The organism is Frankia sp. AgPm24 (genome assembly GCF_023243055.1).
Lineage (GTDB): Bacteria > Actinomycetota > Actinomycetes > Frankiales > Frankiaceae > Frankia > Frankia umida.
This window is the reverse complement of record NZ_JALKFW010000186.1, coordinates 42,927-56,661: the sequence shown is the minus strand read 5'-3', so window position 1 is coordinate 56,661 and position 13,735 is coordinate 42,927. Positions and strand designations below refer to the sequence as shown.

Here is a 13,735-nt window from a genome sequence, read left to right as displayed (position 1 = left end):
CGCACCGCGCGAGCCACCGAGATCTCCACGCCACCCGGCCACGCCAGCTACCCGACTACCCGGCTGTTCCGGCTCCGGCGTCCGGGCCGGGCGCGGATCTGGTCTCGGTGGCGTTCGGTGGGCCGGCGGCGGTGAAGGTGGTGCCGGGTGGGTCGATGGCCCAGGCGGGGGCCTCGCCCCAGGTCTCACCGTAGACGAGTTCGGCCAACGGCCGGCGCCGTACCGGGCCGTGCTGCCCGGCGGGCCGGCCGAGGGTGATCGCGCCGGCGATGACGGTGCCCTCGGGCACGTCGAGCAGCGCGCGTAGCTCGGCATCGACGGCGAGGCCGAAGCCGGTGAGCGCTCCCCCGTAGCCCAGCGCGCGTGCCGCGAGCAGCAGGTTCTGGCACGCCGGATACACCGAGGCGCCTTCCATCAGCGTCGGCTCCCGGTAGCGGACCAGACAGGGCAGGATCAGGACCGGTACCTGTTCGAAGGTGTCGACGTAGTGCCGCATGGTCCGCGCCAGCCGGGCCCGGGGCGATGCGGGTTCGGCGTCGGCCCGGTCGTAGCCGTCGGTGTGCTGCTTGGTCTGCCAGATCCGGCGGGCCGCGTCACCGACGAGCCGTTTGGCGGCGTCGGCGTTCGGGCCGTCGGCCAGCACGACGAACCGGAACGGCTGCCGGTTGGAGCCGCTCGGCGCGCGGGTGGCCGCGAACAGGATCGCTCGCAGCGCCTCGGCCGGCACCGGTTCGTCCCGGTAGCGGCGGATCGCCCGGGTGGTGGTGAGCCCGGCGAGCAACCCCACCGTGTCGGCCGGTAGCCCCGCCTCGAGCGGGGACGGCCCGCCCGGTGCGGCGGACTCGAGGGTGTCGGCGGCGGGTTCGAGGGTGTCGGCGGCGGTGGCGAGCAGACCGAGGTGGGTGCCGGCGGCGGCGGCGAGTTCCTTCGCGGTGGCCACGTCCTTGGCGATGTACCGGCCCGCGGCGGCGTGCAGGCCGGCGGACGAACCGGCGGCGCGCACCGTGCCGAGGGCGTAGCTGGCGCCGCTGCAGTGGCCGATCGCCTCGAGCGCGCGGGCGGGATCGATCCCGAGCTCTTCGGCGAGCCGCTCGGCCTCGGCGACCAGGGCGACGTTCGCGCCGAACAGGGCGTTGTTGACAAGTTTGACCCGCTGCCCGTCGCCAAGCCCGCCGACGTGCAGGATCGGCGACGCGTAACTGGCGAGCACCGGGCGGACCCGCTCGAGGACGGCCACCTCCCCGCCGACCAGCAGGGTGACGCGCCCGGCCGCCGCGTCCGCCGGGCCGCCACTGAACCCGGCGTCGAGCACGCTGACCCCGCGGGCCTGGCCCACCCGTGCGAGCTCCGTCGGGGTCTCGGGGCTGCAGGTGGTGTGAACGACCAGGGTGCTGCCCGCGGGCAGTGTGGCGAGCAGACCATCGTCGCCCCCGCACACCTCGTGGACCTGCGCGTCGCTGAAGACGCAGACCACGGCCACGTCAAGGGCGGCGCCGAGCTCCGCGGGCGACGCGACGCTGGTGGCCCCGCAGACGGCCACCTCCCGGGCCACCTCGGGTCGGCGGGCGTGGAACGACACCTCATGCCCAGCCCGAACCACCTGCTCCAGCATGGGCCGACCCACGCTGCCGACACCTACGAAGCCGACTCTCAACCCACGCTCCCGATCCGCCGATGACCGCCCGCGCACCATCCTGCGCCCGGTGCACCGCCTCACGAAAGCGGTTCAGACCGCCTGGGCCAACGTGGGGCCCCGCCGACCCGCGCGCTCCCGCCGGCGGGCGAGAAGCGCGTCGGCCAGGGCATCGGCCCGTTCCATGTCATCGAGCGTGGCGCGGGAACGACCCTCGACCGCGAGGATGGCGGCCAGCAGCTCCGCGGACAACCTCGTGCGCCCGGCCACCCGGGCCACGCTGGGCGGCAGAACGCCCGCGGCGGGTTGGGCCGCTTCGAGGCCGTCGCCGGTTGCGGCCCGCTGGGCGGGTACCTGCTCGCCAGAACCAGCCTGGCCCTCGGACCCACCCCGGGGACGTGCCCGGACCGCGAACACATCACGAACGCCGAAGGCACGCGCCGCGGAGGCCCGACTTCCGGGCGCACGGCTGTGAACGACACGAGATCCGGAGGCATCGAACATACATTCGATAATGCCCGGTGGGAGATCGTCCTGTCAAGGACGCCGACGCGGACGCGAGCCGTGCCGGGTCAGGGTCGTCCGGTGGCGCCGGGCAGGACAGTCGTCGAGGCTCCGGCGGAGGGCGGATCGGTGCCGGGCAGCAGCTGGCCGACGGCGCTGGCCATCGGGTGCGACGCCCCCCAGATCCGCACGATGTCGGCGAGCAGCGCGGCCAGCGTCTCGCCGGCGGCGACGCGCTGGCCGGCACCGAGCTGCAACAGCCCGATCTGACGACGCAGCTCGAGCACCCGGGGGTCGTCCACGCCGAACTCGCGTTCCTGGTCCGGCCGCAGGGCACCCAGCTGCGCCAGTGCCCGCTCGACGTCACCGGTCATCGCTCGGCAGGTCGCCTCCCGCAGGCGGACGTGCAGCAGCCGCTCGCTGTCCCGGTCGTCGCGGCGGGTCAGTTCGTCGACGAGCTGTGCGTAGCCTCGGGCGGCGCGGTGAAAGTCGCCCCCGTCGAACAGGATGTCGGCGAGCTCCAGACGCAGCGCGAGCACGTCGGCACCGGCCACCGAGGTGGCCCGCGCGGCCCGGTCGACCGCGTCGGCCAGCACGGCGGCGGCCTGGCTGTAGCGGGAGGCACGGGCGAGCCCGCGTGCCTCGTCCCGGGCCTGACGCAGCTCGGCGCGGCCGACCTCACCGGCGCTCCCGCCCTCGCGCGCGGCGGGCACCACCGGCATCGTCGGCCCGGCCGTCGCGGCTGGCCCGACGGTCACCGACACCCCCACCAGACCGGACGGACCAACCAGGCCGGACGGACCAACCAGGCCGGACGGACCAACCTGACCGGATGGGATGGACGGGACGGACGCCGGTGGCGAGGTGGCCGAGCCCGGTGCGTCGCAAGGCCGGGCTGGGTCGGTCCGCGCGTCGGCGAGAGCCGGCCCACCAGCACCGGCCGGCACCACCGGCGGGGGTGCGGGTGCGGTGTCCGGATGCACCTGGGCGGTGATGCGGGCGTAGGTCCGTACGGGATTGTTCGGCTCGGGGTCGATGACGCCGGGCAGCGGTTCGAGACCCGTGGCGATGCGGGCCAGCACCTCGTACACCGCCTCCACCCGCGCGGGACGATCCCGCGGCGCCTTGTGCAGCAGGTCGGCGACAAGCTGGTCGAGCTCTGCGGGCACGCCCGAGCGCAGGCTGGCGACCCGGGTGGGTATCTCCTCCACCTGACGGTGCATCACCGAGTAGGACGACGGGCCGCCGAACAGCCGCCGGCCGGTGAGCATCTCGAACAGCGTGGCGCCAAGGGCGTACAGGTCGGTGGCCGGGGTGCTGAGCCCGGCGAGGACCTGTTCGGGCGCCATGTAGGCGGGGGTACCCAGATGCTGCCCGGTCAGAGTGATCTTCGAGAGGTCGGCCCGGTCGAGCCCGACGGCGAGGCCGAAGTCGAGGACCTTCACCGTGCCGTCCGGTTCGAGCATCAGGTTCGCCGGCTTGAGATCACGGTGGACGAGCGAGGCCCGGTGTGCGACGGTCAGCACGGAGGCGACCTGCGCGCCGATCGCGGCCGCCCATCCGATCGGCAGGGCCCCGGCCTCGGCGACCAGATCCGCGACGCTGATGCCATGCACCCGCTGCATGACCAGATAGGGACGCCCGTCGTGCATGCCCGCGTCATAGACGGCCGGGACCCCGGGATGCACGAGCCGGGCGGTGATCCGTGACTCGCGGACGAATCGGCGCACCAGATCCTGATCGGTCTGGCCATCGGGAAAGCGGACGAACTTGACCGCGATCTCCCGGTCGAGTTTCACATCCCGGCCCGTCCAGACCTCGCCCATTCCGCCTTTGGCCAGCGGTAGCGCGTCCAGCTCGTACCGCCGGTCAATCAGCCGACGTTGACTCATCGGATCAACCCCCACCCCGCAGATCGCCGAACTATTCTCGCACGGACGAACCTCCCGTCAGGGGACGCATCCCCCGGATGCCCATCCGCTGTGTGGGGCCGTCCGGGTGGAGCTCGTCAGAGCGTCTCGGGCGGTCCGTCGGCCGGGGGGAACCGGTGGTCGGTGAAGCTGAGATAGCGCAGTCTGAGCAGCTCGGACCCGACGTTGTCGATGGTGCGGATGGCCGCCTCGAGCGCGGCGAGCTGACGCTGGTCGGCACCCAGCTCCCGCTGGTCGGCAGGTTCCAGGACGGGGATTCGTACGCGGTGGAGGTCTCCGCCGACGAGGGAGGCCGTGGCCGCGGCGGGCCGCGCGGAGGTACGGGCCGTCGCCGTGGCGTCCGCGCGATGTCCCGCGGCCTGGAGGCAGCCGGCGAGGAAATACGGGTCCAGCCGGCGGGTGTCGCCGCGCAGCAGGACGACTTTCGGCCCGAGCAGCGCACCCGGTTCCTCGATCACCCGCGCCACGATCAGGTCCGGTTCCACCAGGCAGACCACATCGGCGGGGCGTAGCCGCAGCATTCCGGGAATGTGCTCACCGCGGCCGGAGGCGGGCCGTCCGTGGCGCATGTCGGCGGCGGTGAGCATCGGCAGTTCACCATTGTCCGTTCTGGTCCGAACGGGCGCCGTCAGTACTGCCAGCACACCCTGTCGGGCCAGTTCGCCCACGGTGCACCATCCGGGCAGGGACGCGTTGGAAGGCGGAGCTGGACGAACAGCGGCCGCGGCGTCGGTGAGGGTGGCGGTCGCGGCCAGCAGGTCCGCGCGTACCGCGGTGAGATCGCGGGACCGCTCGGTGGCGGGATACGCGCTCCCCGGGGAGGTGACGGTGCCGTGGCGGCGCGGGCTCACGTCGACGTCGGCGTCGGCGTCGAGCAGGTCGGTGACCGCCACCCGGTGCACACCCGCTGGCAGCGCCAGCTCAGCCGCGGTGGGCGCCACGGCGGTGTCGGTATCGGCGGGTGCGGGCAGGACGGACGACCAGGTCCGGGCGAACGCGTCGAGGTCGGCGGTGGTCTCCCCGAGCAGCAGCACGCCGTCGCCGGGAACGCCGGTGGTCGCGCGCAGCAGCCACAGGTCCTGCGGGGAACCGGCGGTGAACAGCTCGCTCGGCAGGGCCAGCACCGCGCGCAGCACGCCGGCCCGCAGCAGGTTCGCCCTGATCCGCCGCCCGGCGGGTCGGGACGCGGCGGCCGCGGGCATGAGCAGCAGCACCGGCGCGCCGTCGGCGGCGTGTGCCAGGCAGTGCTGCACCCAGGCCAGTTCCGGTTCGCCGCGCGGCGGCACGCCATAGCGCCACCAGGGTGATCCGACCAGTTCGTCATGACCCCAGCCGCGCTGACCGAACGGCGGGCCACACAGGACGGCATCGGCCCGCACGGCGGCGAAGCCGTCCGCCAGCAGCGAGTCGGCGGCCACGATCCGGGCCCGCGCCCCGGCCAGCGCCAACCCGACGGCGGTGAGACGGGCCGCCGTGGCATCGACGTCCTGGCCCAGCAGGTGGCGCGCCCCGGTGTCCTGGGCGGCCCGCAGAAGACCACCGGTGCCGCAGGCGGGGTCGAGCACCCGCGGCCGCGCCGGGTTCGTTCCCACCTGCCCCTGGCCGGACTGGCCGGGCAGGCCGGGCAGTCCGGCGAGGGCGACCATCAGCCGCGCGACCGCCGGTGGTGTTTCGGCGAGCTGGCGGGCGTACACCTCGCGGTAGCGGGCGCGCAGCATCTCGAACACCGGGTGATGTCCCTGGCGGTCCGCGGCGGTGGCGGCGACCCGGGCCAACGGGATCAGGGACGGCGGCCACGGCGCACCCGGGTGGTCGGGCAGTTCGGGTGCGGCCCCTGCGATCGCCGCCGCGAGCTCGGCTGCCAGGGCATCGTCGGGCTGGCCGAGGCGCCGCAGCGCCCCCGGCCGATCCCGCTGGTGGTAGAGCAGGAATCCACCGAGCTGCCCGACGACCGCGCCGAGGTGCGGATCGTCGGCTGCCGCCCGGATCTGCTGCCAGAGTCGATCGCCGATGTCGACCTCGAAGGTGCGGTCGTGTCGGCCGAACCAGCCTTCGACCGCGTCGAGCGCGAACAGCGGGCTGCCGGACGTCCCCCCGACCGGCCGGGGGAAGTCGTCGAAGCGCCGCCGCCAGTTGCTGACCGCCGCGCGTCCCACACCGGCCAGCCGGGCGATGTCGGACGCGGTCACCGTCGCCGAAACGACCCCCGCGCCACCCGCGCCCGCGCCCGCGCCCGCGGCACCGTTGCCATCACGGCCGGTGCCGGTGCTGCCGCCCTCGCCGGGCCCGGTCCCGGTCACGGTGGGGTCTCGCGCTGCCGGGTCGAGGTCGGGGGCGGACCTGGGCTGACGGCCAGCCGGGCCAGTTCGCCGCTGGCGCGCAACGCGTGCACGTGTTCGGCGGCGCGGCGCGGCGGGATGCCGCCGCGGACGAGCAGGCCGGCCTCGATGCTGTCCTCGACGCCCGTGAGGGTCAGGTTGGCGCTGGACACCAGCAGCAGCCGCCGGTCGGCCACGGCGATCTTGGCATGCATGCGGGCACCGGGACGAGGCCGCCGCGCGGTGGGCCAGTGCCACAGGTCAATGCCACGAACCTGCGCGAATGCCGCCGCCGGTTCGCTGCCGGCGAGTCCGGAGCCGGCGCCCTGCAACGTCTCGACGACGACGCTGACCGCCACACCCCGCGCGATCGCGGTGTCCAGGGCGGTCAGCAGCGGCGGATAGGGCCGAGCCGCGTAGGTCATCAGCATCAGTTCCGTGGTGGCCTCGGTGACCAGCTCCATGAGCACCCGCGCGGTCGCCCGCACCGGCACGGTGTGGCTGCCCGGCCCGCTCCAGACAGCCTCGACCTGGGATTCCTGCGCCCGCTGCCCGTAACCGGCGGCGACCCCCCGCAGGTAGACGGCCGCCGGCACGGGTGCGATCCGCTCCGCTCGCCGGGCCGCCAGCACCGCCTGGACGGCCTGGCGCGCCGATGCCCCGGCGACCGCCGCCACCGTCGCCGCATCCTGCCCGGACGACCCGGATGGCGCGGTCGGGTCCGTCCCTTCCCGCACCTGGCCGGCGGGGGGGTCGATCCGGTCGGCGAGCTGGCCGAGCCGGGTGGGACCGAGCTCGCGCACCGCCGCGGCCACGGCCGCCACGAACCCGCCCTGGCCGGCCCCCGGGCCCGCGTCCGATCCGTGGGTCAAGGCAGGTCGCCGAACAGGGCGAGGGCGCGACTGTCCGGGTCGTCGGCGAGGGGGACGACGAAGCGCCGGTCGAGGAACCGGTTGCCCCGTTCGCAGGTGGTCTCGGAGACGAACAGGCAGACGTGGCAGGCGGCGCCGTGCAGGGCGTCGGTGGGAGCGTAGGGCAGGCGTTCGGCGCACAGCGGGTCGGACGAGCAGTGCCGGGCGTCGGTGAGAGCCCGACGGGTGAGCCGCAGCAGTTCGGCCGGTTCGGCCAGTGACACCAGACCACCGAGGGTGCCTTCGGCGTCGGGGACGGCGGTGTAGATGAGGATGCCGCCGCGCGGGTCGTCGTCGGTGCCGGCGTAGATCCGTTCGCTCAGGCTCGCGGAGCTGTAGCCGCATTCCAGCGCGATGGTGCGGATCAGCAGATGGGACAGCGAGTGCAGGGCCAGGTAACGTTCGCCGGGCCAGCCGTGCATCGGGTCGAAGTCACCGGTGAGACGGTCGGAGAACCGGTTCGCCCGGAACCGTCCGAAGGCGTCGCGGTGCTCACGCATCTCGGTGGTGTCGGCGACCCGCGCGGCCCAAGGGCCGACGATCTCCTCGGGAATCCGCAGGAAGATGCCTTCGCCGCGGACCTCGCTGGCCGGCACCCAGGTGGCACCGCCGCGGCTGATCGGTGCGCGCACGACAAGTTCGGGGTCGTCCGGGTCGGGCGCGTCCAACCGGGTGAAGCCGATCAGTGCCCGCACCTCACGGAGCCGTTCGGCCTGCACCACGTCCGCGTAGAACGGGGTGAGCCGCGGCGGCACACCGTCCGGTTCGCGACGCAGGGTGAAGTCGGCGGTGGGTTCGGGCAGCTCCGCCGCGGCGAAGATCTCCCATTCCGGGGTGCGCAGATCCGGGTGGCCCCTCTCCGGCGCGGTGTCGGCGCCGCCACCAGCACCGTTGCCAGCGTCCTGGCCCAGTGTCTGACGGTGACGTTCGACGGCGGCCCAGATCTCGGCGTCGGTCCAGCGGCCGAAGTGCGTGTGCACGGGGCTTGAGACCTGGCCCCGCGCGTAGGGCACGAAGCCCTGGTCCGGCATCGGTTCGAAGGCCGCCCAGTGCTGCTCCACCAGGGTGGCGAGCTCACTGGCGGCGGTGCGTGGGACGGAGAGCACCGACAGGGTCTGGGCGAACCACTGGTTGGACGCGCCGACGACGATGACCCGCGATTCGGCCGGGCAGCCACCGTCCGCGAAGGAGGACAGGTGCGGATGCCGGCCTCGGCAGCGGGGCAGGTTCTGCGCGCCGCGACGACCCATCGCGTCGCGGATGTTGCGGCGCGCCGAGCAGACGACGCACTGGATCTCCACGTTGGCGCCGAGGTTGCCGCCCCGGTCCTCCATCCGTAGCCGGGGATGGCTCGCCTTCGGGCACTGCCCGCCCCGGTGGACGAACAGTCGGTACGGGAAGTCGTCGAGATGCCCGTTGGTGCAGGCCAGTACGAACCGCGCGGCCACGGCGAGCGGACGGCGGCCGGTACGCCTGCGTCCGCAGCCGCCGTGGAAGAAGCGGGCGTCCTGCGGGCGGCTCGCCCACGGGTTCTCGAACGTGAACGTGCCGGAGGAGATGACGTCCAGCTCGTTGCAGGCGGTGCAGCGCAGCCAGTTCGGGAACGGGACGGTAGGCACGCCGATCCGGGCGTTCTGCCCGCCGTGGTCGCCGGGGGCGGTGTCCGCCCAGGGCGCCGAACGCAGCTCGCAGACTCCCCGGTCGTGGATGCGCCGCACGGCGGCGAGCAGCCGGGGCTCACTGATCTGGTAGTCCTGGGCGTCCCGGTAGTTCCAGTCGTCGAGCCCGCGGACCAGGGTGGCGAAACTCGGCAGGTCGACGAGCGCGCCGACGCCGCTGGTGAACATCAGATGGCTCGGCCGTACCGTGCCGACCCGCTGGTGGAACGCGGCGGCCATCAGGCTCCCCTCCCGTGGCGGGCACGCGGCGCGTCCAGCTGCGTCTCGCCCAGTTCGTCCCCGACCGGCGCGTCCTCGGAGTCAACGGAGTCCTCGGAGTCAGCGGAGTCAGCGGAGTCAGTCGGGTCTGCTGTGCCAGCGGAGTCGGCTGTGTCGTCGGGGGGTGGGCCGAACGTCCAGTCGGGTTCGTTGTAGCCAGCCTCGTAGATCTGGTCGGAGGCGGGGACGAGCAGGCCGATGTCATGTTCGGTCTCACGCATCGACTGGGCGACGGTGCGCCGTCCCCAGCGGCCGTGCCCGGCCGGTTCGAGGAGCTTCCTGAGCTTGCTCGCGCCGGTGCCGGGCTGGTAGCCGAGCCGGGTGTCACCGGTGCGCCGCAGTTCCCAGCAGTCGATGAACTCGGCCAGTTTCGCGCCCAGGTACTCGGCTCCCCGTGGTCCGGCGACGGCTTCGGCGCGGGCCAGCAGCCGGCCGATCAGCGCGGTGACGGCGGGGCCGGTGAGGTCGACGTCGTGGGCGTCGTGGTTGCGGCTGTTCGCGTCCTCGAGGTGGCGTACCGCGGCGACGAACATGCCGGTGGCGGTGCGGTCGAGTGAGCGGCGGGTGTACGGGGTGACCGACAGCGCTTCGACCTGCCGGTAGAAGCTGGCGTGGTAGGGCTCGAAGTCCTCGTAGTGGGCGAGGTCGCGGGGCCGCGCCCAGTTGTACAGGGTGACGACGAGCCCCGGCCGCTTCTCGTCACGGCCGACCCGCGACGACGCCTGGATGTACTCGGCGGTGTTCTTCGGTTGCCCGATGACGGCCATCAGCCCGAACCGGGAGACGTCCACGCCGACCTGCAGCATCGAGGTCGCGAGCACCACGTCCACGGGCACGCGGTCGGCCCGGCCGCGGGCCCTGGCGCGTTCGGCCACGGGATGCCCGTCGGGAAGTTCCCTGCCGCGGCCTGGGCGGGATCGGCCGTCGCGGGCACCCAGCAGCTCGCGCCAGTGATCGGCGATCGCACGCCGACGGGTGGACGTGTCGAGGTCGGGGTCGAAGGCGATCTCGAGGCGCTTCAGCACGTCGCTGATGTCCGCGGAGGACACCCGGGAGGTGAGCTCGGAGATGGTGAGCATGCCGGAGGCGGGGACGATCCGGTTGGACAGCCCCTTGCGGGTTCCGTGGGTGCGCACCCGGGTGGTCACGTCGTCGTCGAGGTAGCGACGCATACCGGCGAGCTCGCGGGTGGCGTTGAAGTAGCCGACCAGGGTCTGGTAGGCCTCGGCGGCGTCGCCGTGGCGATCGAACAGGGTCTGCCCGGCGATCAGCAGGATCTCGGCGAGACGGATCTCCGCCGACTTCATCCGCGTCCCGTGGGCGCAGACACCGAGGTAGCGCCGCCCAGGCGTGGCCGGGGTGACGGGAACCTGCCGGGAGAAGAACGTGTCACCGACATCGATGACCTGCGGTGGGAAGACCGCGAGCTGCCGACCGAACACGCCGAGTACCTGGTCACGCGCCCGCCTGGTGGTCGCCGTGGACGCCACGATCTTCGGCCCGACCAGTCGCGAGGCCACCGGCCAGGTGCACAGTTCGTCGACGGCGGCCTCGAACAGGCCGACGGTGGTGCCGAGCGCACCGGAGATGAGATGCAGCTCGTCCTGGATGATCAGATCGGGTGGCCGCAACCGGCGCACCGGGGTGCTGGTGACGGCGGGCAGGCCGCCGCGGGCGCGGTGGCGGCTGCCGCAGCCGGTGCGGGCGTCGAGGTCGTCGTGCCGGTAGCCATGCCGGGAGCAGTGCTGGTGGACCCGGCCGAACAGGATGCCGGCCTCACCGCGCCAGGGCAGTTGGGCGAGCTTGTCGACGGTGGCGATGACCAGGCTCGGCGCGTACCGGTAGATCTCCTCGTCGACGGTGAGCACGGGCAGCCCCTCGCCGCGGGCGAGCCGCTGGGAGAAGGGGCAGGCGTCGCCGCCCTCGCCGTTGGGGCAGTAGAGCAGAACCCGACGGCGATCCTCGTCGACGTGGGCGTCGGTGTGGGCGGCCAGTGCCGTGCCGCACCACGGGCAGCTCAACGTCTGCAGGACGTTCGCCCGCTTGCCGTTGCCGGCTTCCCGCGCCTGGCTGATCTGGTCGCGGGCCTCCTCGAACCGGTTCGGGGAGACACCCCCACCGACCCACAGTCCGATCCGGAACGGCTCCTGCCCCCAGGTGGCCGGGTCAGCCCGGCGCAGCACCTCGGCGGCGCAGACGAGGGCCGCGGCCCGCTGGAACTGCTGGGCGGTGAGCAGTCGCAGCGTGTAGCGCATGAGCACGGCGACCCCGGCCGCGCCGTCCCGCGCGTCCGGGCCGGTCCCGACGACGCCCCGCAGCCGACGGATCGCGAAGGTGAAGGCGGTCAGGCCCAGGTAGGCCTCGGTCTTGCCACCGCCGGTCGGGAAGAACAGCAGGTCGACGACGGCGCCTGCGTCGGCGGCCCGCTCCGGGTGTGTCGGGTCGACCAGCGACGGCAGGTTGACCAGCACGAACCCAAGCTGGAACGGCCGCCAACTGGCCGCTGCCGCACCCCTTTCCCGGACCGTCAGCGCCGCCTCGGCGTAGCTCAGACCCCGCTCGTCCCGTAGCCGGGCGATGGCGGTGTGCCGGCGCTGGGCGGCCATCGCGGCGTTGGCGAACCGGAACGCGGCGAGCGTTTCGGCGTGGCCGGGCTGGCTGGTGTCGGTGAGCAGCCCGATCCCGGCGCGGATGCGTGCGGCGGCGACCCGTGCCTGACCGAGCGCCGTGCGCGCGGCCGGCTGCAGCCGCGGCGGCAGGCTCGGCACCTGCGCGTCCCGCTCGTCGAGCCAGGTGACGTACTGCTCGACGAGTGGTGCCAGCCCCGTGCCGAGTTCCCGCGCGTCGGCGACAGCGAGCGCGTCCATGGACAGCTCAAGATCCGCCAACGGGCTGCCCGCGCCGGCCGGCGCGGTGGTGGACGGGACGTCGTAGGCCGGCAGCCAGGTCGTCTCGAGCCGGTAGGCGCGCCGCTGCCCGTCGCGCACCGACGGATGCACGGCCACGTTGCGACCGTTCGCGTAACGGCGCTGCTCCCGGTAGAGCAGCCGCAGATGCAGATCCTCATGATCGCTGTCGAGCTGGTCGCCGCCAGGCCGACCAGCGGCATCGCCCTCGTCGGCATCGCCCTCGTCGGGGTCGCCCTCGTCGGCATCGCCCTCGTCGGGGTCGCCCTCGTCGGCATCGCCCTCGTCGGGGTCGCCCTCCTCCGGGTCGTCGATGGGCAGGAAGATCGCACGCTCGCCGTCGAGGGCGGTCACGGTGAGCTGGGGCTGGAACAGCCAGGCGGTGTCCGCGTGCGACGGCGGCTCCGGCTGGCTGTTGACCAGGGTCAGCTCGACGATCCGCCGCCCGCCCCGCTCCCGCAGCACGACCGCGAGGAAGACACCGGACTCGGCGCTGAAGCCGCTCGCCCCGCCAAGCCCGCTACCACCAAACCCGCTGGCACCACCAAACCCGCTGGCAGCCCCGAAACCGCCGGCTCCGCTGAAACCGCCGGTCTGGCCGAAACCACCAGGCGCGTCCAGCGGGACGCGGAAGGCGTCGGCGCCGAGCGAGCCGTCCAGGCGGATCTCCCGGTTCGCGTGGACGACCGGCTCACGGGCCCAGACCGGGTGCGCCCTGCCCTCGTCGTCCTCGACCTCGCGGCGGACGTAGCGCCCCCAACTGGCGGTGACGGCGACAACATCGACCGACGCCCCATCCGCACCGGCGGAAACAGCGAACGACAGGCCCATCGACGAGGCCCAGATCCGCCCGCGGTTCTGCGGGGTGAGGATCTCGGGCAGCTCGCCCTCCGCATCGCCCTGCACCGCCGTCTCGGTATCGGCGACAGCCTCCACGGCCGCCGACTCGCGGGCTCCCCGCGGCGCCGGCTTCGGGCCGAGCATGCCGACGAGGTAGCGCTCCCGCGGACCCATCGCCCGTGGATGAAACTCCTCGTGCTCCCCCTCCCAGGGCCCGAGCAGATCACGCCGGACGAGCTCCTCGAACGCATCCCGCACCTCATACGGCGTCGCCGGAGCGAACGGCTGGGCCTGGTCAAGCAACTGCTCCGCCGACGGCCCGGACGCACCGCCGCCCCCACCAGCCCCAGCCCCAGCCCCAGCAGCCCCGCCGGCGGCACCTACGCCGCCCGCGCTCGCACCCCCCGATGCGAGCGTGAGCCCGGCGCTCTCACTCGAAGGAAACAGCCCGCCCTGACCAGCTCGCGTCACCACGGCGCCATCTCCCCCTCCGAAGCAGCCGGACCCCGCGCCTCACACGCCAACCCCGGCCGGGTGTGTATCGAGTTCACACGCTACACGATCTCACCCGACCGACACACCCGGACCCTCCCACCCAGACCCCCACCGACTCCCGCGGCGACGGCCGGAGCATCACACCTGCGCCGTTCCACCACACCCCGCAACCAGCCTCCAACAAGATCCGCCTACACGGGTCGTCGTGGGGGGCATATCGGACACGAACGGCCCCACGACGACCCGTGTGCACTCTGCAC

The 13,735-nt window shown here is 73.5% G+C and carries 7 protein-coding genes; all 7 read right to left on the bottom strand.

Annotated features, from left to right (window positions below; genetic code table 11):
• Positions 1-55: 55 nt before the first annotated feature.
• A complete protein-coding gene (locus MXD61_RS28085) occupies positions 56-1,693 on the bottom strand; it encodes an NAD(P)-binding domain-containing protein (protein WP_285223262.1) in 1,638 nt (545 codons plus the stop codon).
• 33 nt (positions 1,694-1,726) lie between these two features.
• On the bottom strand, positions 1,727-2,050 hold the full coding sequence (locus MXD61_RS28485; RefSeq protein ID WP_248813479.1) for a hypothetical protein: 324 nt from the start codon (positions 2,048-2,050) through the stop codon (positions 1,727-1,729).
• Between the two features lie 155 nt (positions 2,051-2,205).
• Positions 2,206-4,029, bottom strand: coding sequence for a serine/threonine-protein kinase (locus MXD61_RS13975; RefSeq protein WP_248813477.1), 1,824 nt, complete (start codon positions 4,027-4,029; stop codon positions 2,206-2,208).
• 116 nt (positions 4,030-4,145) lie between these two features.
• A complete protein-coding gene (locus tag MXD61_RS13970; protein WP_248813475.1) occupies positions 4,146-6,368 on the bottom strand; it encodes a class I SAM-dependent DNA methyltransferase in 2,223 nt (740 codons plus the stop codon).
• Positions 6,365-7,258, bottom strand: coding sequence for a DISARM system phospholipase D-like protein DrmC (gene drmC / locus MXD61_RS13965; RefSeq protein ID WP_248813473.1), 894 nt, complete (start codon positions 7,256-7,258; stop codon positions 6,365-6,367). Before drmC ends, MXD61_RS13970 begins: the two co-directional genes overlap by 4 nt.
• Positions 7,255-9,195, bottom strand: coding sequence for a DUF1998 domain-containing protein (gene drmB, locus MXD61_RS13960; RefSeq protein WP_248813471.1), 1,941 nt, complete (start codon positions 9,193-9,195; stop codon positions 7,255-7,257). Before drmB ends, drmC begins: the two co-directional genes overlap by 4 nt.
• A complete protein-coding gene (drmA, locus tag MXD61_RS13955) occupies positions 9,195-13,454 on the bottom strand; it encodes a DISARM system helicase DrmA (RefSeq protein WP_248813469.1) in 4,260 nt (1,419 codons plus the stop codon). Before drmA ends, drmB begins: the two co-directional genes overlap by 1 nt.
• Between the last annotated feature and the right edge of the window lie 281 nt (positions 13,455-13,735).

Excerpts from the sequence above, each read along its gene's own strand:
- MXD61_RS28085 (WP_285223262.1), bottom strand. The coding sequence starts at position 1,693 with ATGGTGCGCGGGCGGTCATCGGCGGATCGGGAGCGTGGGTTGAGAGTC.
- MXD61_RS13975 (WP_248813477.1), bottom strand. The coding sequence starts at position 4,029 with ATGAGTCAACGTCGGCTGATTGACCGGCGGTACGAGCTGGACGCGCTA.
- drmB (WP_248813471.1), bottom strand. The coding sequence starts at position 9,195 with ATGGCCGCCGCGTTCCACCAGCGGGTCGGCACGGTACGGCCGAGCCAT.